The sequence below is a fragment of the Verticiella sediminum genome, from assembly GCF_007558815.1.
Classification (GTDB): Bacteria; Pseudomonadota; Gammaproteobacteria; order Burkholderiales; family Burkholderiaceae_B; genus Verticiella; species Verticiella sediminum.
Genome location: NZ_VLTJ01000039.1, coordinates 785,027 through 811,093, shown reverse-complemented (window position 1 = coordinate 811,093; position 26,067 = coordinate 785,027). Strand labels below are relative to the sequence as shown.

Genomic DNA, 26,067 nt, shown 5'->3' with positions numbered 1-26,067 from the left:
TTGATACTGAAAGAGTATCCTTGAATATCGATAGCATATGAAGATATATATGCGAATAATATATTTTGTCGGATCAATTGGATGGCACAGACTCGACGCTTTCACCAGCAACCCGAGAACCACCCCGACATGCCCTACCCCGACGACCCGACCGACCTCGCCCGCCGCCGCATCCTGCAAGCCGCCATGCTCGCGCCGATGCTCTACGGCCTGGATGCCGCGGCTCAGACCGCACCGGCCGCCGCGCCCGGGGCCGAGCCGGTGCGCGGCGGGACGCTGATCACCGCGATCTACCCGGCGCCCAACCAGCTCAACGTCACCTTCAACAACCAGTACGCGAACTCCGCGGTCTCCTCGAACATCTTCGACGGGCTGTTCACCTACGACGACGCGCAGAACGCGCATGGCGTGCTCGCCACGTCCTGGGACGTCTCGCCGGACGGCCTGGCGATCACGCTGAACCTGCGCCAGGGCGTCAAATGGCACGACGGCGAGCCGTTCACCTCGGCCGACGTGCGCTATAGCATCCTGGAGGTGCTCAAGAAGGTGCACCCGCGCGCGCGCATCACCTTCAGTGCGGTCGAGGATGTGGAAACGCCCGACGCGCACACCGCGGTGCTGCGGCTGTCGCGCCCGGCGCCGGTGATCCTGAACTCGCTGAACACCGTCGAAGCCCAGATCATCCCCCGCCACCTGTACGAGGGCACAGACGTTCGCACCAACCCCTACAACGCCAAGCCCGTGGGTACCGGGCCGTTCCGCTTCAAGGAATGGCGAAAGGGCCAGTACGTCGAGCTGGAGCGCAATCCGGACTACTGGGACGAGGGCAAGCCCTACCTGGACCGCGTCATCTTCCGCGACATCCCCGACCCGGCGGGCCGCGCTGCCGCCCTGGAAACCGGCGACATCCAGTACCTGCCGTTCGCCGGCGTGCCGTTCTCGGACGTGGAGCGCTTGCGCAAGCAGGAAGACCTGGTGTTCGAACAGCGCGGTTATGTCTACAACGCGCAGATCTACTTCCTGATGTTCAACCTCAAGCGGCCGGTGACGGGCAACCTCAAAGTGCGTCAGGCATTCGCCCACGCGCTCGACAAGCAGGGGCTGATCGACACCGTGTGGTACGGCCTGAGCCGGCCGGCCGATGGTCCCATTCCGTCCACGCTGACCCGGTTCTACACCGAGGACAAGCCGGCCTACGCCTACGACCCGGCCCTCGCCGAAAAACTGCTGGACGAGGCGGGCTTTCCACGCAAGGAGAACGGCATCCGCTTCTCGCTGCAGCTCGACCTGTCGCCCAGCTCCAACGCCTTCGTGCCAGCCGGCGAGTTCCTGCGGCAAAACCTGCGCAAGGTCGGCATCGACGTCAGGCCGGTATCCTCCGAGCCCTCGGCCTACCTCAAGAAGATCTGGACCGACTACGACTACGACGTCATCATCAACGGCTTTTCGACCCTGTTCGACCCGGAGATGGGCCTGACCCGGCAGTACTGGTCCAAGGCGGTATCGCCCGGTGTGCCGTACATTTCGGCCACCGGCTACGCCAACGCCGAGACCGACCGGATCATCGAGGCCTATCAGCGCGAAATCGACCCCGCCAAGCGCACCGCCCTGTTCCACGACCTGCAGCGGGTCACCATGGCTGACCTGCCTCTGCTGCCGGTCATGGATGCGCCGTTCTTCACGCTGTACAACCGGCGCGTGCACGGTCTGGACTTCGACCCCGACGGCTCGCGCTCGTCGTTCAGGAATGTCTGGCTGTCCAAATAGAAGACGGTGCCGCTCTGCCCGCCGTCGGGCAGGGGCGTCAGCGCCCGGTGGGACCTTCAGGATTTCTTTTGCGTCTTGTCGCGCGGCACGCGACCCATTAAATAGAACTCGTCGTTGGGTGGCGTGGTTGCCAATGACACCAGGCGATTGGACAAGCTGAAAAACGCGGTGATCGCGCCGATGTCCCAGATGTCGTCCAGCGTGAAGCCCACGGCCTTCAGGCGGGCATCCCATGGATCGTTCAGTGCGCCGTGCTCGAAGCTCAAATACATCGCGAAATCCAGCATGGTGCGTTCACGCTCACTGATCTTGGCGGTGCGATAGTTGACCGCTACCTGGTCCGCCACCGTGGTGTTCTTGGAATAGATGCGCAGCACCGCGCCGTGCGCCACGACGCAATACAGGCACGCATGCCGGCCGCTGGTGGCCACGACGATCATTTCCTTTTCCGACGGTGTCAGCGTGTCGGACTCGCGATCCATCAGTGCATCGTGATACGCAAAGAACGCGCGGAATTCGTCGGGCCGGTGTGCCAGCATCAAGAACACATTGGGGATGAACCCGGCTTTCTCCTGGACGCTCAGGATACGTTCCCGTACATCGCTGGGCAGGTCGACCAGGGTTTCCGGTACGGCAAAGCGGCTAATGGCGTTTTGCATAGTGTCCCCTAAACAGCGCGTGAAGGCAGGTCGAGGATGTCGAATCGCGGTAAGAATCACGGTTTCTCGCCATCCAGCCCCAGCTCGTCCATGCTGATTTCGCGCATACGGAATTTCTGGATCTTGCCGCTGATGGTCATCGGGAAGTCGTCCACGAACTTGAAATACCGCGGGATCTTGAAATGCGCGATGCGGCCGTTGCAGAATGCACGCAGGGTGTCTTCATCCACGCTTTGCCCTTCGTGCACGCGCACCCACGCTGCGATTTCCTCGCCGTATTTCTGGTCGGGCACCCCGACCACCTGCACGTCGGCCACGGCCGGATGGGTGTACAGGAATTCCTCGACTTCACGCGGATACACGTTTTCGCCGCCGCGAATGATCATGTCTTTGTTGCGGCCCACGATCTTGACATAGCCCTCGTCGTCCATCACCGCCAGATCGCCCGTATGCATCCAGCGCGCACCGTCGATGGCTTCGCGCGTGGCGTCAGGATTGTTCCAGTAGCCCAGCATGACGCTGTAGCCGCGGGTGCACAGCTCACCGATCTCGCCGCGCGGCACGATGCGGCCCTGCGCGTCGATGATCTTGCTTTCCAGGTGCGGTTGCGTGCGGCCCACGCTGGTGACACGGCGCTCCAGATCGTCGTGCGCGCCGGTTTGCAACGACACCGGGCTGGTCTCCGTCATGCCATAGGCGATCTGGACCTCCTTCATGTTCATGTCGGTGATCACGCGCTTCATGACTTCGATCGGGCAGATCGAGCCGGCCATGATGCCGGTGCGCAGGCATGACAGGTCCATGGCCGGGCGCTCGGGCTGGTCCAGCATGGCGATGAACATGGTGGGCACGCCGTACAGCGCCGTGGCCCGCTCGTCTTCGACAGCCTGCAACGACGATAGCGGTTCGAACGCGGCGCTGGGGTAGATGATGGTGCTGCCGTGCGTCATGCAGCCCAGGTTCGCCATCACCATGCCGAAGCAGTGGTACAGCGGCACCGGCACCACCAGTTTGTCGTTCGCAGTCAGGCCTATGCTTTCGCCCACCATGAATCCGTTGTTCAGGATGTTGTAGTGGCTGAGCGTGGCGCCCTTGGGAAAGCCGGTCGTGCCCGACGTGTACTGGATGTTGATGGGTTCGTCGAATTGCAGCAACGCGGCGCGTTCCTGCAATTGATCGGCGCTGACGGCCGACGCTTGTTCCTGGACCTGCGACCAGCCCAGCATCCCGGGCGCGGGCTGCTCGCCCAGGCTGACAATGCCTCGCAGGTCGGGTAACACGGTGCTGTGCAGATCGCCCGGGGTGGACGCAGGCAATTCAGGCAGCAGCTCGGCCAGCATGGCGTGGTAGTCGGACGACTTGAACGCGTCGGCGCAGACCAGCCAGCTACAACCGGCCTGCTTCATCGCGTATTCCAGCTCGGACAGCCGATAGGCGGGGTTGATGTTCACCAGGATCACGCCGGCCTTGGCCGTGGCGAACTGAGTAACACACCATTGCGCGCAATTCGGCGCCCAGATGCCCAGGCGATCGCCAGGCCGCAGACCCAGCGCCATCAGCCCGCGCGCGCACCCGTCCACGGCGTCGGCGAGTTCCTTCCAGGTGTAACGTACGTTCTGGTGCCGGACGATCAACGCGGTGCCATCGGGGTAGCGCGCTACGGTATCGTCGAACGCCTGGCCTATGGTCCGGGCCAGCAGGGGCTGGTCCTGCGGCCCGCAGGTATAGCTGGAAACGGTCATGCATCACCCCTTTTGTCTATGCAGGTTTCCTCGTGTTCTTGTGTCGCGCTGCATCGCGGCGGCCGGTGCCCATCGCATTCAGGCCGGCTGACCCAGCCCATGGATACTTGCGATAACGTAAACGTCCGTCAACGTAAACGTCAATCGCCTGCGATCGCCCTTCGTCGTCGCTGCAGGCCTTCGATGCCGGCTTCAGCCCGCCGGCATCTGATTGATATGGAGGATGTTGCCGTCCGGGTCCTTGAACCAGGCCATCTTCATTTCCCCCGCATGATGGATGCCGTCGCGATACTCGGCGCCTTCCAGTTCGTAGCGCTCGAACCTCACGCCCCTGGCGGCGAGCTCAGCGACGATCCCTTCGATGTCGCCGCCCGCATCCCAGACCACCGCGTTGGCGCGGTTGGTGCCGGCTTCGTCGGATGTGTAGACGACAAGATGTGTCGGGCCAGTAGCGAACACCATCACCGTCTCGTCGCCCTCCACGAGGTCGAGCCCGAGCACGTCGCTGTAGAAGGCGCGGGCGCGGTCGATGTCGGAAACTGCGACGATCGCGGAAGATGCATTGTGCTTGAGCATGGCAATCGGTCTCCCTTTCGTTCCGGTTTCAATTGGCAGGAAATCTCATGATCTCCCTTCCTGGCCGCAGTCGCACCAATGACCGGAAAACACGATTGGCGCTGCCGGCCAGGCGGTTCAGAGCAAGCCGCCAGCCTGACCTAGCCGCAGAAGGCGCGAACGATCTTGCCCGTTTTCGGATCGGTTTCTATCGTCACCCGCTCCTGCCGATAATCCATCGTCACGGCCTGGCCGGGCGCGATCTGGCGAACAATGGACGCGCCGCTCGCCTGTTTGGCCTGCTCATCAGTCAGCCTGTCCCTGCCCGCCAGCGCATCAGCGGCATCACGCTGGCAGATGCCCGGGGTTGCGCCGACCTCCTTCTGCCCCGTCAAGCTTTCACAACCGGTAACGGCCGTGGCCGCGAACGCCAGCGTTCCGATAGTCAGCACAGTCGATTTCTTGATCATATCCGTCCTCTTCTTGAGCGTAGATTCCCGTCGGGCGAAGCACGCCGATCGTGACCAGGCACGGAGCAAATTCGAGACCTCCTCCACCGAAGACATTGGGCGTGCCTCAGGTCGCGCATGTTGACCGGACCAGGACGGGCCGCAGCAAAGAGGAAAAGCGGTGTCCAGCCGTAAGAAGCCTGTTTCAGGCCACCTCTGCCCGGGCGAAAACTTCCTTGGCCGCGGCCAACCCGTTGAGTGCGGCCGGAAAGCCCGCGTAGACCGCCATCTGCATGATGGTCTCGACGACCTCCGTGCGGGTCACACCCACATTGAGCGCACCCTGGATGTGCACCTTGAGCTGGGGGACGGCATTGCCCAATGCGGTCAGCGCGGCGACGACCGCGATCTCCCGGCTTTTCAGATCCAGGCCCGGTCTGGCATAAATGTCCCCGAAAGGGAATTCGATCAGGTAGCGTGCGAAATCCGGGGCGATACCCTCCAGACTTTCCAGCACATCCTCACCGGCCTGGCCGTCTATTTCTTTCAGTTTCGCAAGTCCGCGTTCGTAGCGCTCTTGGGGGTTCATCAGCATGGCCTTCATCAGCGAGTGGATCCGACGCCAAGGACTGCTCGAACGAGCGGTAATACTCGATCTTTGCCTGCAAAGCATCCGCGGACTGGCGCATCGCCTCGAGCTCTGAAAGAACATCCGTCAAGTGTTCTTCGAGCATCTGGCGACGATCCGGCACCGTCGAGTCCCCAGCGCCGCGTAGTTGTGCGAACGCTTGCATCTTGCCGATAGGCATGCGCGTCGTCCGCAACCGCAGCAGGAATTCGATCCAGGCCATGTCTGAAGCCGCATAGCGCCGCTGGCCCCCGGCGGCACGGCCGACCGGGGCGATCAGCCCGATGCGCTCGTAATAGCGCAGGGTATGGGCCGTCAGGCCAGTGCGCTTGGCGACTTCGTCAATGCTCAGATGGGATTCCATGGGGTGATCCTAAAAGTTAGAGTTCACTCTAAGTCAAGCATTTTATGGCGACCTGATCTGGACACGAACGCAACTTACCAAAAGTAGGCTACCATTGGTAGGTATCACGTCCGATGGAGTCGATGAACCATGCATGCCCTTATCGTGATCGCACACCCCGATCAAGCATCGCTTACGCACGCTGTTGCAGCCCAGGTAGCAGAGGGAATCGTTGCGTCGGGTTCCCAGCACTCTTTCGAAATTGCCGATCTGACTGCGGAAGGCTTCGATCCGAGGTTCACTCAGGCTGACATCGCCCTGGCTCTAAAGGAGAAAGAACCGCTGGCCGATGTCGCAGCGGAACATGCGCGCATCGACCGCGCAGACGCTCTGGTATTGGTCTACCCGGTGTATTGGTGGTCTTTTCCCGGGTTGCTCAAGGGATGGATCGACCGGGTGTTCACCCAGGGCTGGGCCTACGACGATGCAGACGGAAAGTTGGTCAAGAAACTACAGCGCCTTCAGGTGCATCTGGTCGCGATAGGTGGTGCAGACCAGCGGACCTATGCCCGACATGGCTACTTCGGCGCGATGAAGACACAAATCGACCACGGCATCTTCGGCTACTGTGGTGCACGTGTTGCGGCGTCGGAGCTGCTGCTCGCGTCGGACGCCGGGTTTCCAGCCGCACACCTGGATACTGCGCGAGCCATCGGTGGCAGGATTTTCGCCTCTCATCCCGCAGCACGGGAGAAGGAAGTCGAATCATGAAAGCTCGCCCATCGGGCACAGCACCACGCGCCTGCACGGCTGCTTCGCATCGGCGGCTGTCCAAAGACGCGCGGCTACGCCAATTGCTGGACGTCTCCTGGAGACTGATCAGCGATGAAGGCACGGATGCGCTGACGCTTGGGCGCCTGGCCGCAGAAGCAGGCGTCACCAAGCCCGTGGCCTACGACCACTTCGGCACGCGCAACGGCCTGCTGACGGCGCTCTATCAGGATTTCGATGTCCGCCAGACCGCGCTCATCGATGCCGCCATCGCCGCCAGCAAACCCACCTTGACGGACAAGGCTCGCGTCATCGCATCCAGCTACGTCGAATGCGTCCTGACCCAGGGGCGCGAGATCCCGGAGGTGCTCGCCGCGCTCAGCGGATCGGCGGAACTGGCTGCGGTCAAACGCCAGTACCAACTGGCCTTCATCGAAAAGTGCCAGAAGATCCTCGCGCCCTTCGCCGGGCCGCCGGGAATCTCGCTGGCCAGCTTGTGGGCAATGCTCGGGGCGGCCGATGCGCTGTCGCAAGCGGCCGTCACCGGAGACATCAGCGAGGAACAGGCGCGGGAGGAACTGGCGGCAACCATCCTGGCGATGGTCAAGCGCAGCAAGTAGGTCGCGCACCGCAAGCAGCCGTAGATTGGGCGAAAACCAATCCGTGGACCTTCACGACAGCAAACATTCAGGAGGCGCCGCACCGTTCCCGCGGTAGAAAGGCGAGCACGAACAACGAGCACGCGCCGGCGCAGATGAAGGCGTAGTCGTAGTGTCCGGTGGCCGTGATGAACAGCGCGAAAGCCGTGGGAGCGGCGATGTTCACCAGGCTGACGAGGATGCCCGCGCCCGCAGCCGTCTCGGCAATCAGGCGCGGGGGCGAACGCCGGGCCACTTCGGCAATCTGCACCCCATTCCAACCTGCGGCCGAACAGCCGGCGACGAATGCCAGCAGGACGATGGCCCACAAAGGCCATTGCGTGCTGGTCACCCCCAGCAGCGCCGTGCTTGCAGCCGAGAGGATGGCAGCGATGGACAAAGTCGCGGTAGCCGAGCCCAGTTGATCGGACAACCATCCCAACGCAACGCGGCCGATCACGCCTCCCACCTGCATCACGGCGAACACGGCGCCAGCCAGGCTCAAGGAGAACCCCAGCCTGTCGACCAGATAAATGACGGTGAAGGCGAACCAGCAACTCTGCGAGGCGGCGAACAGGCTGCCCACGACCGACATCTTCAGCAGGCCGGGGTTGTCCGCCAGCGCAGCCAGGGGCACGCGAAGCATGCGCAGCGACTCCCGGGTCGGAACGGCGAACAGGCGGCCCTTCTTCCCGGCCGTTCCATCCAGGGCGGGACTCAGCCGCCAGGTCAGCAGAGTGGGCAGCAATACGACAAGCGCACAGACGAACAGGGCGATGCGCCATCCGGCCAGCACGATCACCAGGGGGATGAGCAGCCCGGCCACCATGCCGCCGAGGGGAACCCCGGCCTGTTTGATCGAGAAGATGAGATTGCGCTTGCCCGGTGGCGAGAATTTTTGCAGAACTTCGCTGCCGGCCGGGTTCGCCGCACCGTTGCTCATGCCCATGACGAAGCAGGCAAACAGGACCAGGACCAGGCTCGGATACAGGAAGAACACCACGCAGGCAGCGCCCAGGAGCAACGTGAGCTGCAGCATGCGCATGCCGCCGATTTGCCTGAGCAGCGCCGAGCCCGCGACGAGAACGGCAAGCCCGCCGACCGCGTTGCTCGCGGTCAGGTAACCAATGGAACTGCCGCTCCAGCCGAACTCGTCGGACATTGCAGGCGCTACGATGGGAATGAGCCGGGACAGAAACGCCGAGATGGTCTGCAGGGTAAAGATTGCCACTACAGGCACGAGCCAAGTAGGGGGGTTGGTTTTCATGAAGTCTCTGGGTCGTTCTTGTTGTATGAACGAGAAGATGGAGGATGATCGCATTGGACCGTCGAGTCTTCTCTTCCGCTTTTCATAGTATCCCAACCCCGTCTGGCGCCGGCCTTCGTCACGTGCGAGTGCAAGCGCTTGACAGGGGCGGCTGCGGACCGGCTTCGGTCGGTCGGATGTGCGCAGCCGGACGACCGCGCCTTTGGCGGGTAACTCTGTCTTGACACGCGGCCTCAAATAGAACATCATTAGTTACATGAAACGTGATAGCCGCCTATCGTCCGTCTTGCATGCGCTGCTGCACATGGCCGAGCAGGAAGGACCCGTCACCTCCGAAACCCTGGCCCAATGCTTGGGCACCAACCCCGTCGTTGTCCGGCGCACCATGGGCTACCTGCGGGAGGCCGGCATCGTCACGTCCGATCGCGGCCATGCGGGCGGATGGCGCATCCATGCCGACCTCGGCTCCCTCACCTTGCGCCGGTTGCACGAGGCACTGGGAGAGCCGGCAATGTTTGCCATCGGCAACCGCAACGAAACCCCGGCGTGCCTGGTCGAGCAATCGGTGAATGCCGCGCTCGAAGGCACGTTTGCCGAGGCCGAGGCGCTGCTGCTGAAGCGGTTCTCGGAAATCACCCTTGCCGATCTGGCCGCCGATTTTGCGCGCCGCCACGCGGCCGCACGACGCAAAAGGAGTTGACCATGCACTACGACGCCATCGTTATCGGTGGAAGCTATGCGGGAATGGCCGCGGCCCTGCAAGTGGTGCGGGCGCGCAGGTCCGTGCTCGTGATCGATGCGGGCGAGCGGCGCAACCGCTTCGCCAGCCATTCGCACGGGTTTCTCGGTCAGGATGGCGTCCCGCCCGACGAGATCGCGGCGAGCTCGCGCCGCCAGCTCGAAGCCTATCCGACGCTGTCTTGGCTGGAGGGCCGAGTCGAAGCCGTTTCAGGGCAAGTGGACAGCTTCACCGTCACAACCGCCGATGGTGAATCGCATCGAGGCCGCCGCGTGCTGCTGGCCACCGGCGTGCTCGACCAGCTTCCTCCCGTCACTGGATTGGCCGAGCGCTGGGGCAAGGCAGTCTTCCATTGCCCGTATTGCCACGGCTACGAAATCGGCCGGGGCCGCATCGGCATCATCGGCACCGGCCCGATGTCCATCCATCAGGCCGAACTGCTCACCGATTGGGGCGACGTGAGCCTGCTCGTCAACGGAGCGGTAGAACTGAATCGAGACGCCAGGTCCACCTTGGAGCGACGCGGCGTGACGATCGAGGAAACACCCGTCGACAGGATCGAAGGGCATGCCGATGTCGTGATGGCCGATGGGCGGCTGCTGCGCTTTGCCGGCCTGTTCACAGCGCCGCGCACGGCTCCCAACTCTCTGGCCGAAGCGATGGGCTGCGCGCTGGAAGCAACACCCATGGGCGTTCAGGTGCGCACCGATGCCGAGAGCAAAACCTCGGTGCCCGGGATATTCGCCTGCGGAGATGTGGCCCGGGCACCTCATTCGGTGTCGCTCGCCGTGGGCAATGGCGCGATGGCAGGCGCCCATGTGCACCGTTCGCTGCTCTGGCCCGAGACCGTCCAACCCGTGCGAGACGCAGTCGGCACTCGATGATTGCGACCCCGGCCCCCGGCGAGTCAGCTACCCGCCGCTGCCCCGAGTCTGCCCGCGTGACCCGCATCACCGCAGAAAATTGGTCCGGGCCAGCTCGACCACCTCGTCGCCACGCCCACTGATGATCGCCTTCAGCAGGAACAGGCTGAAGCCTTTGGCCTGTTCGAGCTGGATCTTGGGCGGCAGGACGAGTTCCTGCTTGGCCGTCACCACGTCGAGCAGCGCCGGCCCGTCATGGGCCAGCACCGCCCGGACGCCCTCCTCCAGCGCAGCCGGGTCCTCGACGCGGATGCCGCGGATGCCGACCGCCTCGGCCATGGCCGCGAAGTTCGGATTCTCGAGGTCGGTGCCGGTGTCCAGGTAGCCCGCCGCCTTCATCTCCATGGCCACGAAGCCGAGCGAGCCGTTGTTGAACAGGATGATCTTCACAGGCAGCTTCAACTGCTTCAGCGACAGGATGTCACCCATCAGCATGGTGAAGCCCCCGTCGCCCGACAGCGAGATCACCTGACGCCCGGGGCAGGCGGCCTGGGCGCCCAGCGCCTGAGGCATCGCGTTGGCCATCGAGCCGTGATTGAACGAGCCGATCAAACGGCGCTTACCGTTCATGCTCAGATAGCGTGCCGCCCACACCGTGGGCGTGCCGACATCGGCGGTGAAGACGGCATCTGCGTCGGCGAGTTCGCTGACCACGCGGGCCAGGTGCTGCGCATGAATACGCCGGTCGCCGACCTTGGGGTGCGCGAGTTCGTCCAGGTCGGCGCGGGCGGTGGCGTAATGCGCCCGGGCGCGTTCGAGAAAGCTACGGTCGCCACGATGCCGCAGGCGCGGCAGCAGCGCGCCAATGGTTGATTTGACGTCTCCCGCCAAGCCGAGGTCGACTGGCGTGCGCTTGCCGATGGCCTCGGGGCGGATGTCGATCTGCACGACGTTCGCATCGGTCGGATAGAAGTTGCGATAGGGAAAATCGGTACCCAGCATGACCAGCGTGTCGCAGTCGAGCATGGCGTGGTAGCCGGACGAGAAGCCGATCAGACCCGTCATGCCCACGTCGAAGGGGTTGTCCCATTCCACATGCTCCTTGCCGCGCAGCGCATGCACCACCGGCGCGGCCAGCGCATCGGCCAGGGCCATCACCTCGTCATGGGCTCCCGCACAGCCGCTTCCGCACAACAGGGTCACGGCCTTGGAAGTATCGAGCATCTCGAGCAGACGATCGATGTCCTGCGGCGCGGGCACCAGGCTTGGCGGCGACGTGGGCGCCCAGCGGATCGCAGCGCCGGCCGGTGCCGGCTGCAGCGCCACGTCGCCGGGCAGCACGAGCACCGCGACGCCTCGCTTGCCGATGGCGGTGCGGATGGCCGTCTCCAGCACGCGCGGCAGTTGCTCGGCGCTGGTGACCAGTTCAACGTAGTGACTGCACTCGCGGAACAGCTCCTGCGGATGCGTCTCCTGGAAGTAGCCCAGGCCGATCTCGGACGAAGGGATGTGCGCGGCGATGGCGAGCACGGGTACGTGATTGCGGTGGCAGTCGAACAGCCCGTTGATCAGGTGCAGGTTGCCCGGCCCGCAGCTACCCGCGCACACCGCCAGTTGGCCGGTGGCTGCCGCCTCGGCGCCGGCCGCGAAGGCGGCCACCTCCTCGTGACGAACCGGCATCCATGCAATGCGGCCCAGCCGGCGCAGGCTGTCGCCCAGGCCGTTGAGGCTGTCGCCGGTCACACCCCAGATGCGCTGCACGCCGACGTCGTTCAAGGTGCCGGCAATCAGGTCGGCGATGGTTGGCTTGGCCATGGATACTCTCCTCAAGTGATCCGGACAGATCTGCGGAATCAACGGTAGACGATGCCGCCATCGGTCAGGATGGCCTGGCCGGTGATGTAGTCTGCATCGCTGCTGGCGAGGAAGACGACCAGGGCCGCGACGTCCTCGGGGGTCTGGGCACGACCGAGCGCGATACCGTCTACGTACTTCCTGTACGTCTCGCCCTTGGGCGCACCGGTGAGTTCGGCGAAGCGCTCGTCGATCTCGACCCACATGGAGGTGCCGACGATGCCGGGGCAGTAGGCGTTCACGGTGATGCCAGCGCTCGCGTATTCCTTGGCCGCTGCCTGCGTCAGTGCGCGCACGGCGAACTTGGTCGCGGAATACACGCCGAGCAGCGCGAAGCCGTCGTGGCCCGCGATGGACGAGGCATTGATGACCTTGCCCTTGTGCCCGCGAGCCTTGAACTTCGCGGCGGCGGCCTGGGTGCCCCACACCACGCTGTCGACGTTGACGCGGAAGATGCGCTCAAGATCTTCGGGGAGCACGTCGGCAATGGGCTTGACCTGTGCGATGCCGGCGTTGTTGACGATGACGTCGAAGCCGCCCAGCGCGTCTTCCGCGTGGTCGACTGCGGCATGCACCTGGGCGCGTTGGCTCACGTCGGCGACGAAAGTCGTGGCCTTGCGGCCGAGCGACTCGACCTCCTCGCACACTGCCGCGATCGTATCGGCCTTGATGTCGACCAGCGCGAGATCCGCGCCGTCTTGTGCCAGCCGCAGCGCGATGCCGCGACCGATGCCCTGGCCTGCGCCGGTGACCAGAATGACTTTTCCTTTGACTGACATGGCAGTACTCCTGTAAAGGTTCCTCAATGGAAAGGTGCTTCAATGGACCGAGAGCACTGCGACTCAGAAACTTGACCTTATGGCATGAAGGTTATGTTGTGCCGCGACATTATGAAAGCGAATTAATTGACTCGATATAATTCCAATATGGAATTCCGTCCGCTTCGCGCTTTCATCGACGTGGTCTGCCAGGGTGACGTTTCACAAGCCGTCAAGACTGTATTCGACGCAATCGACGGTCAGCAAGCCTATGCTGGCAGTGGCTGCGGCCTCCTTCCGCACCGGCACGACCGAGTATGTGGTCATGGACCTGCTGCCTGGCGTCGCGTCGGAGCCTCGCCGTCTCGATCCCGCGGGCTGGGCTGCGTCTCGGGCCTGTGCCTGTTCACGCTGTCCGGCGCTGCCGCGTGCCCGCGGCCACCACGCAGCGGATCCGGGGCATGGTTTCCTTCGCATTGATCGCACCGCTGCAGTCGCGCGTGGTCGACCAGGCAGCGGAAGCTTCCAATCTTGCATCCACCCTCATCCAGGGGCCTGCAACTTCGGCAACGCCACAGGCGCCTGGATCGGGGGGCTGGGCCTGACCTTCAGCACGGCCTATGCGGACCTGCTTTGGATCGGGGCGGTACTGGCCATCGTGGCGCTTGGCCTCGCCCTCCTGTCCTGGCGCATGGAGCTGCGCAAACAGGGCGCCAGCGCCTCGTGCTTTCAACATCGAGGAGTTTCTGATGACTTACCGATCCATTCCTTCAGTCACGTTGAACGATGGCATCTGCCTTCCAACGCTGGGTTTCGGCACGTACAAACTCAATGGTTCCAACGGCATGGAAGACATGGCTGCGGCCATCGAATGCGGCTACCGCCTGCTCGACTCGGCCTTCAACTACGAGAACGAGGGCGCGCTCGGCGCTGCGATCCGCAAGGCGGGCGTTTCACGCGAAGAACTGCGCGTCACCTCCAAGTTGCCGGGCCGCCACCACCAGTTCGACGAGGCTATTGCCACGATCGAAGAGTCGCTCTACCGAGCGCAACTCGACTACTACGACCTGTACCTGATCCACTGGCCCAACCCGAGCAAGGGGCTATATGTCGAGGCCTGGCATGCCTTGATCGAAGCGCGCAAGCGCGGGCTGGTCCGCTCCATCGGCGTGTGCAACTTCCTGCCCGCGCATCTGGAACGGATCATGCGCGAGACCGGTGTAGCGCCCGCGGTGAACCAGGTGGAACTCCACCCCTACTTCCCCCAGGCCGAGCAGCGCGCCTTCGACAAGGCCCATGGCATCGTCACCGAATCCTGGAGCCCGCTCGGCCGTGCGAACCACCTGCTGCAGGAAGCGCCGATCCGGACCATTGCCGAGCGCATTGGCCGCTCGGTCGTCCAGGTGATCCTGCACTGGCACGTGCAGTTGGGCGCGGTTCCCCTGCCCAAGGCGGCCAACAAGGCGCGCCAAATCGAGAACCTTTCGGTCTTCGATTTCGAACTCGCGCCCGATGACATGGCAACCATCGCGACGCTCGCCCGGCCTGACGGGCGCACCTTCGACCAGGACCCGGCGCGCTACGAAGAATTCTGATCGTTGGCCGCTTCCCCCGTTCACCCAGCGTCAATCCGTACTGTGAAGGAACCGCCCATGGCGGCTCGCGTCCTTATGGAAATTGACCCGTGGTGGCCAGCGCATCCGCACCGGCAGGTTGGCGGATTGGGCATGACGAGTCATTTGCCGCGCGCCACACAGTCTCCGCCACGTCCGATGCCTGGGTACCTGGCTCGGACGACTGCGCCCATCCCGCGAAGATGCTCTGCGCCAAGTCGGCGTAGGGATCGGGGACAGCTCCCATGCGAGACCGTGCGTTTTCACCGAAACGTGTCTCCGACGCTCGTCCCGGCAATACCAGATTCACACGCACATTGAACTGCTGGAGTTCCAGCGCAAGCGATTCGGTGAATGCGTTGACCGCCGCCTTGCTGGCGGTGTACACGGAAAGCATAGGCAAGGACGTCAACGTCACGATCGACGTGACGTTCACGATGACACCGCTCTTGCGTTCCCTGAACTGCGGCAGCACTGCTTGGGTCATCGCTATTGTGCCGAGAGTGTTCGTCTCGAAGACCTCGCGCACCGTGTCCATCGGTGTGCCTTCAAGGGCATTCAATAGGCCAATCCCCGCGTTGTTGACCAATACGTCCACCGGCCCCGCCTCTTGCACGGCCTGACGAATGCGCTCCGAGTTTGTGACATCGAGGGCAAGCACTCGCAAATGCTCGGAGCGGGGAAGCAAATCCTCGCGCGGTGTGCGCATCGTGGCAACCACCTTCCAGCCGCGGTCGAGAAAGTATTTGGCGGTTTCGAGGCCGAACCCGGATGAGCAGCCGGTGATCAAGACGGTTTGCATGGGAATTCCAGTAAGTGGTTGCAATATCGAAACGATAGGCTGCACGGACAGGACTTACTACAATAGAAAGTCCATATTATTGTTCTGTGAGTCCATCCATGATCGATCCGCTAGCCGAAGTGGTCATGCTGCTTCAGCCCGGCGCTCCGTTCTCGAAGGTCGTCAGTGGTGCGGGTGCCTGGCGCGTTCGGCGCACCGAACCCGGCCGATGGCGAGTTCAGGCTGGGCATTCAGAGTGGACCGCCTGAGGTTCGGTTTCTGGTCGGCTACTGCGTCTTCGGTGCGCCTGATGCGGCCTTGCTGGTATCACTCCTTCCCCAGCTCGTTCTTGTCCGCGGCGAGAAGCGGCTGGCTACCCTTGTCCACATGGTGGGCGAAGAATGCAGCGCGCATCGGCCCGCTCGCGATGTCATCCTGTCTCATTTGCTGGAGGTGCTTTTTGTCGAAGCGCTCCGCTCCACAGCCGGAGCCGCCGCGTCATCGGGTCTCATGCGCGGACTGGCCGACGAGCGTCTCGCGATCGCAATACGACGGATGCACGAGCATCCAGCCAGGCCATGGACTGTGGCCCAACTGGCGAAAGAGGCTGCCCTTTCGCGCTCGGCATTCTTCGAACGATTCAGCCGCATCGTAGGAACGGCCCCGATGGAGTACCTATTGGCTTGGCGCATGGCATTGGCCAAGAACCTGCTGCGGCGGAACGCGTGCGGCATCGCTGAGGTCGCAGAGCGCATCGGCTACCGTTCTGCGAATACCTTCAGTGTCGCGTTCACTCGTCATGTGGGGCTGCCGCCGAGGCGCTACGCAACATCGCACCGCTCGTAGAGGAACACAAACGACGTACGCGGCAGCTCGGCTTGCACTTCGGCAATGGCCGCTGGGGTACAGGCGCCCGCTACGCGCGAACGAATCTGTTCTGCAATGCCCCCAGGCCCGTGATCTCCACCCGCACCCGGTCGCCATCCCGCAAATGCGGCGAGTGGCCGTCCGTCCCCATCCAGATCACATCGCCCGGATACAGTGTCAGGTTCTGCGACATCCGGCTGATGAAGGTGGGAATGTCGAATAGCATGTCGCCGGTATCGAAGCGCGTCGTCACTGCGTCGTTCACGCTCACGACGGTTTCGGCACCGGACAGATCGAATTCCGTATCGATCCACGGCCCCATCGGCTTGAACGTGTCGCTGTTCTTGCAGCGCCAGAACGTGCGATCCGAGGCCTGCCAGACACGCTCGCTGACGTCATTGCCGATGGTGTAGCCAAACACACATTGCAACGCCTCTTCCTTTGAGACATGGCGTGCGCGTTTGCCGATCACCACCACCAGCTCGCCCTCGTATTCGACCTGGGTAGCACCTACGGGAATGATGACATCCTCGCCATCGGCAATCAGCGCATTCACCGCGCGATAGCCTATGTCCGCCTGCGCGGGCACATTGATCTCTTTGCCGGTCTGCGCAGCGTATTCCCGGATGTGTTTCACGTAATTCAAGCCGGCCGCGTAGAAGGTGCGCGGAATGAGCGGCACCTCCGTCTTCACGTCGGCCAGGGCATGGCGGCTCGCAGTCTTGGCGTAGGTCTCCCACGGCGCTCCCTGGATCTCGGTGATGCGGTCTTCGTCATCGAGCAGGCCGTAGCGCAGGATGTCCTGGCCCGGCAGCGAAAAGCGCAACCAACGCATGTATTGCCCCTCCCGGATTGGTGAGGCGCCCCGCTCCGGCAGGGATGCCATGACATGGAATCGAATGCCCCGGGGGTCCGGGTCACTCCGCGCGGATGTCGGCCGACTTGATCAGATCGGCCCAACGTTCGCGGTCCTGCGTGAGCCACGTCGTGTAATCCTCGGCAGAGCGGAAGGTCAGCTCGGCGCCGAGCGACTTCAGACGCGACTGCACCTCGGACTTGTCCAGCGCACTCTCGATGGACGCCTGCAACTTGCTCGTCACATCCTTGGGAAGCCCGGCCGGCCCGATGAATCCGATGGGCTGGGCATAGTCCTCGAACCCGGTGAAGCCGAGCTCCGAGGTGGTCGGCACGTCTGGATACTCAGGCATCCGCTCGGCGGTCGTGACGGCCAGCACGCGCAGCTTGCCGCCCGTCACCAGCTCGTTCAGTCCGATCATGGGATAGAACATGAAGTCCACGCGTCCGGCGATGACTTCGGTCAACGCCGGGCCGTTGCCGCGAAACGGAATGTGGTTCATCTGCGTGCCGGAGCGCTGCTGCAGCAGCGCCGCGGCCAGATGTGCCGAGCCTCCGTTGCCTGCCGAGCCAAAGCTCACCTCGCCCGGGTTGGACTTGGCTTTGGCCAGAAGCTCGCCCAAATCCTTGTAGGCAGACGCGGGCCCAACCACGATGACCTGAGGCAGCACGGCGACCTGGGCGATGGGTGTGAAGTCCTTGATGGGGTCGTATCGCACGAGGTTCGGCTGCAACAGCGGATTCACGTTGTGCGAAATGGTGTTCATCAGAATGCTGTAGCCATCGGGCGCAGCGCGCTGCACGGTCTCCGTGCCGATGTTGCCATTGGCGCCGGGCTTGTTCTCGATCACCAGCGGCTGACCCAGTGCATCGCCCATTTCCTGGCCGATCACGCGGGCCAGTATGTCGGTCGGGCCGCCCGGCGCATACCCCACGACGAGGCGCACGGGTCGCTCGGGATACTTTGCCGCGTCCTGCGCCCATACAGGCGCGGCGGTGGCGGCGAGCCCCGCGAGACCAAAGGCACAGATCGCGCTGAGCCGCACGAAGCGGCGGCGGCTAGGTGTTGGAAAGGTCATGATGTTGTCTCCATACCGAAAGTGGCGGTTTCTGCTTCTTGTGGAACGACCATGCCGGCGGCTTGCGCAGAATGTCGTCGGTGAAATCCGTGACGTTGCCGACGCCGCAGAGTCTTTGCGTGCGCTGCAATTCGTCATGGAGGATGGCCAGTGCGCGTCGCGCCCCGGGCTCGCCTGCAGCAACGGCCCCAAACAGCGTGGCGCGCCCAAGCAGCACGCCCTGTGCGCCCAGCGCCAGCGCCATGGCGATATCGCTACCACGCCGCACGCCGCCATCCACGAGCACGGGCACCCGTCCCGCGGCGGCCTGGACCACCTCGGGCAATGCATCCAGGGTGGCAACCGCACCGTCGAGCTGGCGGCCGCCGTGGTTGGACACGACGATGGCATCCACGCCCATGGCGACGAGGCGCTCGACATCGTCGCCGCGGCTCAAGCCTTTGACGATCAGTTTGCGGGGCCAGCGATCACGCACGCGGGCAAGACGGTGATGGTCGAAACTCGGGTCATAACTGCGACCCACCGAGGAGGCGATGGCCGTCGCGCTCTTGGCCGTCGTCTCGAGCCCGCGCAGGTTCTCCATGACCGGCATGCCCTTGAACAACATGTCCAGGGCCCAGGCCGGCCGGCTTGCGAAATCCATCACGTTGCGCGCCGAGAAGCGGAACGGGATGGAGAAATGATTGTGGAAGTCCCGCTCGCGCTTGCCGCCCACGGGCAAGTCGACCGTGATCACCAGGGCCTCGTAATCCGCTGCGAGCGCACGCTCGATGAGCTTCCAGAAAAAAACCTGGTCGCGCAGGACGTAGGCCTGGAACCAATGACGCCCGGGGGCCTCGCGCGCGATGGTTTCGATCGCGGTCGTCGCGCTGCTGGACAGCGTGTAGGGAATGCCATGCTCGGCCGCGGCCTTGGCCAGCGCCAGATCGGCGGTCCGCCAGCCAAAGCCGGCGGCCCCGGTCGGCGCGATGGCGGCCGGCATGCCTGCGGGGCCGCCCACCAGCTCACACGCCGTCGACACCTGCGCCACGTCCATCAGCACGTGAGGCGCAAACCGATGCGATGCGAACGCGCTGCGATTCGCGGCCAGGGTGCGCTCGTCCTCCGCGCCGCCGTCGTAAAAGTCGAAGACGGCGCGCGGCAGACGCCGCTGGGCGAGCGAGCGCAAATCCGCGATCGAATGGCAATCGCCGACGCGGCGCGGGCGGCGGGCCGGCGCTGACGTCACGCCGATTGCCCCTCGGCCTGAGCGCACTTGACGCGGGGCGTTCCATCGCCGTGAAAGAAGCGCGTGGCCATCACCTGGCAGCGCTTGATCAGTCGCGGCTCGTCCGCGCGATAGTCCGGCTTGGCGTTGTGGATCGTCCCCATGTTGTCCCACATGAGGACGTCGTTGACCTGCCAGCGGTGGGCATATCGGTACTTGGGTTGCGTCTGATGCGCGAACAGGAACTCGAGCATCGCGTCGCTTTCCGCTACATCCAGTTCGTTGATGCGAACCGCATAGCCGGGATTGCAGTACAGCACTCTGCGGCCCGTGATGGGATGCCGAAGAAACAGCGGATGCGAGACCGGCGGGCGCGCCGCGCGCTGCTCCGGCGTGAGCGGCGGGCGCTGGCTGCCCCGCTCTCGGCGCATCATCTCCCAGAACTTGTTGAAGTCGTGCTCCACGGTCATTCCGTCGAGCCGCTGCTTGAGCTGCGCCGGCAAGTCCTCGTAGGCCGCATGCATGTTGCAGAACTCGGTGTTGCCCAACGGCTTCCCATCGCGCATGGGAATCCGCATGCCGTACAGAATGTTGGTGAAGGCGATCATGCGGTTGTAGGACATGTCGGTGTGCCAGTCCTGACCCGCGTCGGCCAACCCCACCGGTTTACCGTTCTCGACGATGTTGGACAGCACCATCACTTCAGGCAGGCCGGGCTCCTGGTAGGCGCCCGCGACGTTGACCTCCAGCTCGCCGAACCGGCGCGAGAACGCGCGCAACTGCTCGGCCGTGAGCTGCTGATCGGGATAACTGAGCACCCCGTAGCGGCCAAGCGCCTGCAGCAGCGACGTGAAGTCGTCCTCGCCGATGGGCCGAGACAGATCCAGGCCCTCGACACGCGCGCCGAGCGTCTGGCCGGATGGAATGATGTTCAGAGGCATGGGTAGATCCTTGGGTCCGACGGCTGGAAAACGCTGATGCTCAATACGCCGCCTCCAGCAAGGCGAGAACGTCGCTGCTGCCGGTGACGGGACGGGGGTTGTAGTGGAGGCCGCGCTCATGCATGGCCTTGTGCGCGATAGTGTCCAAGGCGGCGTGCGGCACGCCGATGTCGCGAAGGCGACGCGGCACGCGAGCCATCGTCTGCAGTGCGCGGATGAAGCCCACCAGCGCCTCAGGGCCGCCCGGCGCGCCCACAGCCTGGGCCGCCCGCGCCAACGGCGCCGCGGCCGCCTCGGCGTTGAATGCCACGCAGTGCGGCAACATCACCGCGTTGGCCTCGCCATGCGCAGCCCCCGTCACCGAGCCGATCACATGACACAGCGCGTGATGCAGACACGTGCGGGCGTTGACGAGGACGAGGCCCGCCAGATGCGCGGCATACAGGAGTTGCGCCCTCGCGTTCTCGTCCTGGTGGTTGTGGCTTACCGCCGGGATGGCCTGCGCCAGGCGGGCCAGCGACTCGAGCGCATGCGTTTCGGCCATCGGCGTTCTCTCGCGCGAATACAGGCCCTCGATGCCGTGGGCGAGCGCATTCATCGCTGTGCTGCAGAGTACGGATGCCGACACCTGCAGACCGGCGTGCGCGTCCAGCAGCACCAGCCGCGCGGCCACCTGCGGGTCCGACAGGATCAACTTGGCGCCGCTGGCATCGCGAATGCCCACGCTGCCCGTCACCTCCGCGCCCGACGCCGTACTGGGGATCGCCACAATGGGCAGCTTCGGCGCGCGCAGCGAGGGCGCACGGAGCGTGGCAGGCGGCGTGAAGTGCACGGCATGATCGGCCAGCCGCCCGCCTTCGGCCAACAGGATGGCAATGGCTTTGGCCGTATCCACGGCGCTGCCACCACCCACCGATACGAAGCCGTCGACATCACGGGCGCGGGCCTCGACGGTCAGCGACTCCACCAGGTCCACCCTCGAATGCGACGGCACCGCAGCGGTATCCACCCAGGGCACGCTGCCCAGCGCCTGCGCGACCGAGGCAAAGAGCGACGACTGTCGGGTCCGGGCCCCAGCCAGCACCATGGGACGCGACACGCCGAGCGTGGTCAATTCCCCGGCCAGCGCACCTACGACACCGCGACCCATCACGAGCCGAGAGGCTGGGCTGCGCTGCACGAAAGGTTCTTGTGGCAGAGAAAATGCGCTGGTCGTCATCTCAGGCTTTGCCCGCTTATGTGTCTTGAAAGGCGACGAGCGGCAGAAGGCGCTGCTCCGCGATGAGCCAGTCAGCGCCCTCCTGCCGCTCGAAGACAGTGATCACATGATTGACGCGCAGCGGCCCTGCGATCACGGGAACGCCCTCGCCCTCCCCTGCGCACGGATATCGATAGGCTGTCATGTAGGCTTCCAGCGTGGCGGTACGAACGTCGCAAGCGATGACGAACGCATTGCTCATCACATGGCAGGTTTCCACGTCGGAAGCGCGCTCCTGCAATGCGGCTCCGATCGCCTGGCGCCCGTGCAGCCACTTGCCCTGACGCAGCCAGCGGGCGTCGGGCGTGAAGCACGTCAGCACTGCGTCATAGCGTCGCGCGTCCAGATGGCGAAAGACACCATGCAGAGCTTGCGTCAACGCGGACAGCAATGCGGCAGGGCTGGACAGCTCGGGTGGTGTCAAAGGGCATCTCTCCTGGAAATCCATGTGCCGCGATGACTGCCGGCACATCGGAAAGTGTAGGAGTGCGCTTGCCGTCCGGGCTCATCGGAATGACAATCCAAGGTTTCCAAACAGGAAACCGGATGCCGTGGACAAACTGCAAAGCCTGAGGGTGTTCTGCGAAGTGGCGCGCTGCGGCAGCTTCGTCCGTGCGGCCATGCACCTGTCGCTCGCGAAAAGCACCGTGACAAAGAGCATTGCCGCGCTGGAGCAGGACATGGGCGCGCAATTGCTGAAACGAAGCTCCAAGCAAGTCGCCCTCACCGAAGCCGGCGAACGTGTGCTGCATGGCTCGCGAGACATGCTCGAGCGCTACGACGCCATGGAGTCCGAAGTCCGGGACGCCGTAAAACTGCCCCGCGGCACGATACGCGTCGGCACACCGCCTTCTTTCGGCGCCCATCACCTCATGCAGGTCATGGCCCAGTTCACACAGCGCTACCCGGACATCGAAGTGACGGTGGTGTACGACGACGGGCGCTCCGACATCGTCGCCGAGGCGCTGGACCTGTCCATCCGCATCGCCCCCTCACTGGAGGACGCGAGCTATGTGGCCCAGCCGCTGATGAGATCGCCCCAGTTGATCGTGGCGGCCCCCAAATACCTCAAGACCTACGGACGCCCCAGGAGCGTCGCCGACCTGGCGCGCCACAACTGCCTCGTCCATACCGTCAAGTCGCACTCGGGCATCTGGCGCTTCGAGGGAGACCCGCCGCAGGAAGTGCGCGTGCACGGCACCATCCGATCCAACATGGGCGATGCCCTCAAGCAGGCGGCCCTGCTGGGAAGAGGCATTTCCGTGCACCCCAGCTACATGGTGGAGGACGACATTGCCAAGGGGCAACTGGAGGTTCTATTGCCGCACGAGGTGCCCGAGCCTATGGCGATCAGCGTGGTGTTTTCGACGCGGCGCAATATGCCGGCGCGTGTGCGGCATTTATTGGATTTCTTGAAGGACTGGGCTCGCTCGCCGCCGTCGTGGGCGGCGAGTGATTGAGGGGGTTGCCCGGCCCCTGCTGACATTCCTCGAACGCGCGCCGGCCCAACCGCTGCGCCACGTAATCGACGAAGGAAGTGATGCGCGAGGACAGCGCCGTATTGCGATAGTAGACCGCGTTGATGGACTGCCGTACATCGAGGGCCTGCCGAGCAAGAAGCTGGACCAGCCGCCCCTCCTGGCGATCCTGCCGCCTCATGAAGTGTTCGACAAGGCTTGGGAGTTCCTGTTCGTGCTCGGCCAGCCGCTGTACGTCGGCTCCGCCCAGGTCAACATCAACCCCGTGGCCATTCGGTGAGGGTCTCAAGCCTGGGTGCGCAGTTCACGACTGCGTACCCAAACCGCTCCAGAATCAGCAGCCAGACGCTACAACGCCGAGCCGCCGTCTATCGTCAGGCTGGAGCCGGTCATGTACGCCGATTCCGCACTTGTCAGATAGGAGACCAGACCGGCGATTTCGTCAGGCTCCGCCACGCGCTGCAACGGCACCAGTGATCGAATGTAGTCAATCTGTCCAGCCGTCATATCCGTAGCCGTCGGCCCCGGCTGCACGTTGTTGACCGTGATTCCGCGCGGCGCCAGGTCGATGGCGATGCCCTTCACCATGACTGCCACAGCGCCCTTCGTCATCGAATACACGCTGGCGCCGGGATATCCGCTTCGCACCGCCGCGTTGCTGCCGATGGTCACGATGCGCCCGCCACTCTCCATGTGCTCGGCTGCAGCCTGGATTGCGACGAACACGCCTCGCACGTTGATGTCCAGCATATGGTCGAGATCCTCGATGCTGAACGTGGAAAAGTCCCCGACCTTGATGATTCCCGCGTTGACGACTGCGATGTCGAAGCCACCGAATCGACTGACCGCCTGAGCGACCGCTTGCCGTATCTCGTCGGCGTTGGCGCTGTCCGCCTTGATGGCCAGTGCGACCCCGCCGTCAGCCTCGATCGCCGCAACCGTTTCCGCCGCGTGCTGCGGTGCCGAGACGTAAGTCAATGCCACCTCCGCACCGTCCCGCGCAAGCCGGCGTGCAATGGCGGCGCCAATGCCGCGCGAACCGCCGAACACAATCGCCCGCTTCCGTTTCTGCTGGTTCTCAGTCATTTCAGTTCCTTTCTTGATTGATCAGTCAACAACTAGGCAAAAAAAAGAGCCTCGAAAAAAGCCGTCAGCGTGCCCGCAAGCGATCGATGACGAAATTCGCCATCGACCGCAGCTCCTTCGATTTCACGCCGGCACGGTTAGCGACCTGCATTCCCTGCATCGCTATCTGGACGAACGACATCGCCTCACGCGCATCCATCTGCATATCGAGTTCGCCGGCGTCCTGTCCTTCTTGGATGCGAGCAAGCAAATGCCTGCCCAGTGCGGGAGCTGTACGGCCATGCACGGCCGCCAGTTCCCGATCCTCGTCACCAAACTCGCAGATCGCATGGACGCCCATGCAGCCTTGCGGATCACCGCCATTCTTCTCCGGGATCATTCCGAGCAGCAGTGCCTTCAACCCGGCAAGCGGCGAGGCCGGGCCATTCAGGTTGTCGATGTGGCGGGAGACGGTCATCGACTGATAGCGCTCTAGCGCTTCCAGATAGATGCGGCGCTTGTCACCGAAGGCGTTGTACAGACTTTGCCGACCGATGTTCATCGCACTCAGCAATTCGTCCGTCGAAGTCGCGGCATAGCCCTTTTCCCAGAACACGCGCATCGCGCGGTCTAGAGCCTCTTCCCGATTGAATTCTCTTGGTCTCGCCATAATGCACAGACGATAGATATTCTGGACAGACTTGTCAATAATTCTCGATCACCATCTTCCTCAATTGTCCTCAGCCGCCTTAGCGGTAGCCTTGGCCACTTTCGTCTTCCTGAATCCCCGATCCCCGGCCATGAGCACCTCCAGCATGTACGGGATCAGCAGAAACTTGCCCGTGGCCGTGTCATAGATCGGCTCCATGACCGAGGTGTTCCGCCTCAGCCGGGTCTTGGCCGGGGAGCTGCGTGGACGGCCACGGCCGGCTTCCAGGCGCGGCCATGGCGAGCCGCGACTCTCGACGAACCCGTGACTACGCGACGTCGTCGTGATCCGTGGAAACCGACAGGCTTTCCCACGCCTGGATCTCCGCCAAGCGTTCCGTCATGCCTTTACGAACCACCTCGACGGCATCGGAGCCAAGCAGCAAGTGCAACGGTGGCGTTTTCGTACTCGCCAGTTGCACGATCGCAGGTCCGAGCTTGGCCGGATCGCCAGGCTGCTGGTGGTTGTATTCCCTGTAAGCAGCCTCGGTCCTGCTACGGACTTCCGCGTAATCGTCGATAGGGTTGCCGGCAAAACGCGCGGAGCTGGCATCCAGGAAGTCGGTGCGGAAATAGCCAGGCTCCACCACGGTGACGTGGATGCCCAAGGGACCAAGATCTCGTGCCAGGTTAACGCTGAACCCTTCCACCGCGAACTTGGACATGCCATAGAGCGTGCACAAGTCGAAACCGACCACGCCGGCGATTGAGCTGATGTTGATGATGTGGCCGGAACGCCGGCTGCGCATCGCCGGCAGTACCGCGCGCGTCATTCGCGCCAAGCCGAACACGTTGGTGTCGAATTGGCGCTTCACGTCTTCATCGGAAGACTCCTCGAAAATACCGAGCTGGCCGTAGCCGGCATTGTTCACCAGCACGTCGATGGCGCCGAAACGCGCGATTGCCGCGTCTACGACGGCTTGCGGCCCAGCGGGGTCGGTCACGTCCAACGGCTGGATCAGAAGCCGGTCGGTGTGTGCCGCAAAAGCCCCACGGGCGGCTTCCACGCTGCGCGCTGTGGCCACGACGTTGTCGCCAGCCGCGAGCGCGGCTCGTGTGATCTGGGCGCCCAGGCCACGGGCCGCGCCGGTAATTAGCCAAGTCTTGCTACTCATTGATTGAATCTCCAAATGGAATGATTACTTCATCGTTGCGCACCAAGATGAACTTGATGCCCCCACC

At 63.7% G+C, this 26,067-nt stretch carries 27 protein-coding genes and 3 pseudogenes; 9 read left to right on the top strand and 21 right to left on the bottom strand.

Annotation, left to right across the window (positions count from 1 at the left end):
* The first annotated feature begins 81 nt into the window (after window positions 1-81).
* Window positions 82-1,767 (top strand): ABC transporter substrate-binding protein, encoded by a 1,686-nt coding sequence (locus tag FOZ76_RS23315; RefSeq protein ID WP_143950632.1) that lies wholly within the window; start codon window positions 82-84, stop codon window positions 1,765-1,767.
* A 56-nt stretch (window positions 1,768-1,823) separates the two neighbouring features.
* On the opposite strand, the gene FOZ76_RS23310 is transcribed toward FOZ76_RS23315, so the two are convergent.
* The 6 genes from FOZ76_RS23310 to FOZ76_RS23285 form a co-directional block, all read right to left on the bottom strand.
* Window positions 1,824-2,426 carry a peroxidase-related enzyme gene (locus tag FOZ76_RS23310; RefSeq protein WP_143950728.1) on the bottom strand — a complete coding sequence of 201 codons (603 nt, stop codon included), beginning with the start codon at window positions 2,424-2,426 and terminating at the stop codon, window positions 1,824-1,826.
* Window positions 2,427-2,482: 56 nt separating this feature from the next.
* Window positions 2,483-4,168, bottom strand: a complete 1,686-nt coding sequence (locus FOZ76_RS23305; RefSeq protein ID WP_143950631.1) for an AMP-binding protein — start codon at window positions 4,166-4,168, stop codon at window positions 2,483-2,485.
* Window positions 4,169-4,360: 192 nt separating this feature from the next.
* On the bottom strand, window positions 4,361-4,744 hold the full coding sequence (locus FOZ76_RS23300; RefSeq protein ID WP_143950630.1) for a VOC family protein: 384 nt from the start codon (window positions 4,742-4,744) through the stop codon (window positions 4,361-4,363).
* 140 nt (window positions 4,745-4,884) lie between these two features.
* Window positions 4,885-5,193 carry an I78 family peptidase inhibitor gene (locus FOZ76_RS23295; protein WP_143950629.1) on the bottom strand — a complete coding sequence of 103 codons (309 nt, stop codon included), beginning with the start codon at window positions 5,191-5,193 and terminating at the stop codon, window positions 4,885-4,887.
* A 184-nt stretch (window positions 5,194-5,377) separates the two neighbouring features.
* Window positions 5,378-5,761 carry a carboxymuconolactone decarboxylase family protein gene (locus FOZ76_RS23290; protein WP_143950628.1) on the bottom strand — a complete coding sequence of 128 codons (384 nt, stop codon included), beginning with the start codon at window positions 5,759-5,761 and terminating at the stop codon, window positions 5,378-5,380.
* The gene (locus FOZ76_RS23285) at window positions 5,694-6,164 is read right to left on the bottom strand and encodes a MerR family transcriptional regulator (RefSeq protein WP_143950627.1); all 471 of its coding nucleotides are present in this window, start codon (window positions 6,162-6,164) and stop codon (window positions 5,694-5,696) included. Before FOZ76_RS23285 ends, FOZ76_RS23290 begins: the two co-directional genes overlap by 68 nt.
* A 129-nt stretch (window positions 6,165-6,293) precedes the next feature.
* On the opposite strand from FOZ76_RS23285, the gene FOZ76_RS23280 reads away from it, so the two are divergent.
* Window positions 6,294-6,914, top strand: coding sequence for an NAD(P)H-dependent oxidoreductase (locus FOZ76_RS23280; protein WP_143950626.1), 621 nt, complete (start codon window positions 6,294-6,296; stop codon window positions 6,912-6,914).
* Window positions 6,911-7,534 (top strand): TetR/AcrR family transcriptional regulator, encoded by a 624-nt coding sequence (locus tag FOZ76_RS23275; RefSeq protein ID WP_143950625.1) that lies wholly within the window; start codon window positions 6,911-6,913, stop codon window positions 7,532-7,534. Before FOZ76_RS23280 ends, FOZ76_RS23275 begins: the two co-directional genes overlap by 4 nt.
* Before the next feature lie 67 nt (window positions 7,535-7,601).
* Here FOZ76_RS23275 and FOZ76_RS23270 read toward each other — a convergent pair whose 3' ends face one another.
* On the bottom strand, window positions 7,602-9,068 hold the full coding sequence (locus FOZ76_RS23270; RefSeq protein ID WP_246129721.1) for an MFS transporter: 1,467 nt from the start codon (window positions 9,066-9,068) through the stop codon (window positions 7,602-7,604).
* Between the two features lie 7 nt (window positions 9,069-9,075).
* Between FOZ76_RS23270 and FOZ76_RS23265 the strand changes: the two genes are divergently transcribed.
* Window positions 9,076-9,519 carry an Rrf2 family transcriptional regulator gene (locus FOZ76_RS23265; RefSeq protein ID WP_143950624.1) on the top strand — a complete coding sequence of 148 codons (444 nt, stop codon included), beginning with the start codon at window positions 9,076-9,078 and terminating at the stop codon, window positions 9,517-9,519.
* Between the two features lie 2 nt (window positions 9,520-9,521).
* Window positions 9,522-10,442: an NAD(P)/FAD-dependent oxidoreductase gene (locus tag FOZ76_RS23260; protein ID WP_143950623.1), complete on the top strand. Its 921-nt coding sequence runs from the start codon at window positions 9,522-9,524 to the stop codon at window positions 10,440-10,442.
* Between the two features lie 66 nt (window positions 10,443-10,508).
* Here the strand turns inward: FOZ76_RS23260 and poxB are convergent, their stop codons facing one another.
* Complete coding sequence (poxB, locus tag FOZ76_RS23255) at window positions 10,509-12,236, bottom strand: ubiquinone-dependent pyruvate dehydrogenase (RefSeq protein WP_143950622.1); 1,728 nt, start codon at window positions 12,234-12,236, stop codon at window positions 10,509-10,511.
* Between the two features lie 38 nt (window positions 12,237-12,274).
* The gene (locus FOZ76_RS23250; RefSeq protein WP_143950621.1) at window positions 12,275-13,054 is read right to left on the bottom strand and encodes an acetoin reductase; all 780 of its coding nucleotides are present in this window, start codon (window positions 13,052-13,054) and stop codon (window positions 12,275-12,277) included.
* Between the two features lie 728 nt (window positions 13,055-13,782).
* On the opposite strand from FOZ76_RS23250, the gene FOZ76_RS23245 reads away from it, so the two are divergent.
* The gene (locus FOZ76_RS23245) at window positions 13,783-14,628 is read left to right on the top strand and encodes an aldo/keto reductase (RefSeq protein WP_143950620.1); all 846 of its coding nucleotides are present in this window, start codon (window positions 13,783-13,785) and stop codon (window positions 14,626-14,628) included.
* 73 nt (window positions 14,629-14,701) lie between these two features.
* Here FOZ76_RS23245 and FOZ76_RS23240 read toward each other — a convergent pair whose 3' ends face one another.
* Window positions 14,702-15,448, bottom strand: coding sequence for an SDR family oxidoreductase (locus FOZ76_RS23240; protein ID WP_143950619.1), 747 nt, complete (start codon window positions 15,446-15,448; stop codon window positions 14,702-14,704).
* Window positions 15,449-15,546: 98 nt separating this feature from the next.
* On the opposite strand from FOZ76_RS23240, the pseudogene FOZ76_RS23235 reads away from it, so the two are divergent.
* Window positions 15,547-16,273, top strand: a pseudogene (locus FOZ76_RS23235) (helix-turn-helix transcriptional regulator).
* Window positions 16,274-16,343: 70 nt separating this feature from the next.
* On the opposite strand, the gene FOZ76_RS23230 reads toward FOZ76_RS23235, so the two are convergent.
* The 6 genes from FOZ76_RS23230 to FOZ76_RS23205 are packed head-to-tail and all read right to left on the bottom strand — an operon-like array spanning window position 16,344 to window position 22,058.
* Window positions 16,344-17,180, bottom strand: a complete 837-nt coding sequence (locus FOZ76_RS23230) for a fumarylacetoacetate hydrolase family protein (protein WP_246129720.1) — start codon at window positions 17,178-17,180, stop codon at window positions 16,344-16,346.
* 31 nt (window positions 17,181-17,211) lie between these two features.
* Complete coding sequence (locus FOZ76_RS23225) at window positions 17,212-18,228, bottom strand: Bug family tripartite tricarboxylate transporter substrate binding protein (RefSeq protein WP_170235588.1); 1,017 nt, start codon at window positions 18,226-18,228, stop codon at window positions 17,212-17,214.
* Window positions 18,209-19,456 carry an alpha-hydroxy acid oxidase gene (locus FOZ76_RS23220; RefSeq protein WP_143950725.1) on the bottom strand — a complete coding sequence of 416 codons (1,248 nt, stop codon included), beginning with the start codon at window positions 19,454-19,456 and terminating at the stop codon, window positions 18,209-18,211. The genes FOZ76_RS23225 and FOZ76_RS23220 overlap by 20 nt, the downstream gene beginning before the upstream one ends.
* Window positions 19,453-20,376, bottom strand: coding sequence for a TauD/TfdA dioxygenase family protein (locus FOZ76_RS23215; RefSeq protein WP_143950617.1), 924 nt, complete (start codon window positions 20,374-20,376; stop codon window positions 19,453-19,455). The genes FOZ76_RS23220 and FOZ76_RS23215 overlap by 4 nt, the downstream gene beginning before the upstream one ends.
* A gap of 40 nt (window positions 20,377-20,416) precedes the next feature.
* A complete protein-coding gene (locus FOZ76_RS23210; RefSeq protein WP_143950616.1) occupies window positions 20,417-21,595 on the bottom strand; it encodes an iron-containing alcohol dehydrogenase family protein in 1,179 nt (392 codons plus the stop codon).
* A 16-nt stretch (window positions 21,596-21,611) separates the two neighbouring features.
* Window positions 21,612-22,058 (bottom strand): nuclear transport factor 2 family protein, encoded by a 447-nt coding sequence (locus tag FOZ76_RS23205; RefSeq protein WP_170235587.1) that lies wholly within the window; start codon window positions 22,056-22,058, stop codon window positions 21,612-21,614.
* Window positions 22,059-22,185: 127 nt separating this feature from the next.
* Between FOZ76_RS23205 and FOZ76_RS23200 the strand changes: the two genes are divergently transcribed.
* The gene (locus FOZ76_RS23200) at window positions 22,186-23,094 is read left to right on the top strand and encodes a LysR family transcriptional regulator (RefSeq protein ID WP_170235586.1); all 909 of its coding nucleotides are present in this window, start codon (window positions 22,186-22,188) and stop codon (window positions 23,092-23,094) included.
* Between the two features lie 28 nt (window positions 23,095-23,122).
* Here the strand turns inward: FOZ76_RS23200 and FOZ76_RS28055 are convergent.
* Window positions 23,123-23,296 (bottom strand): annotated as a pseudogene (locus FOZ76_RS28055) (LysR family transcriptional regulator); the annotation flags it as partial.
* Here FOZ76_RS28055 and FOZ76_RS27755 point away from each other — a divergent pair.
* Window positions 23,297-23,392: pseudogene (locus FOZ76_RS27755) on the top strand (cyclase family protein); the annotation flags it as partial. It abuts the pseudogene before it with no gap.
* A 68-nt stretch (window positions 23,393-23,460) separates the two neighbouring features.
* On the opposite strand, the gene FOZ76_RS23190 reads toward FOZ76_RS27755, so the two are convergent.
* The 4 genes from FOZ76_RS23190 to FOZ76_RS23180 all read right to left on the bottom strand — a co-directional run bounded on the left by FOZ76_RS23190 (window position 23,461) and on the right by FOZ76_RS23180 (window position 26,000).
* Window positions 23,461-24,198 (bottom strand): SDR family NAD(P)-dependent oxidoreductase, encoded by a 738-nt coding sequence (locus FOZ76_RS23190; RefSeq protein WP_211366422.1) that lies wholly within the window; start codon window positions 24,196-24,198, stop codon window positions 23,461-23,463.
* A gap of 64 nt (window positions 24,199-24,262) precedes the next feature.
* Window positions 24,263-24,799 (bottom strand): TetR/AcrR family transcriptional regulator, encoded by a 537-nt coding sequence (locus FOZ76_RS23185; protein WP_246129719.1) that lies wholly within the window; start codon window positions 24,797-24,799, stop codon window positions 24,263-24,265.
* Between the two features lie 108 nt (window positions 24,800-24,907).
* Window positions 24,908-25,045, bottom strand: a complete 138-nt coding sequence (locus FOZ76_RS27625) for a hypothetical protein (RefSeq protein ID WP_170235585.1) — start codon at window positions 25,043-25,045, stop codon at window positions 24,908-24,910.
* A gap of 109 nt (window positions 25,046-25,154) precedes the next feature.
* The gene (locus FOZ76_RS23180) at window positions 25,155-26,000 is read right to left on the bottom strand and encodes an oxidoreductase (RefSeq protein ID WP_143950612.1); all 846 of its coding nucleotides are present in this window, start codon (window positions 25,998-26,000) and stop codon (window positions 25,155-25,157) included.
* Window positions 26,001-26,067: the final 67 nt, after the last annotated feature.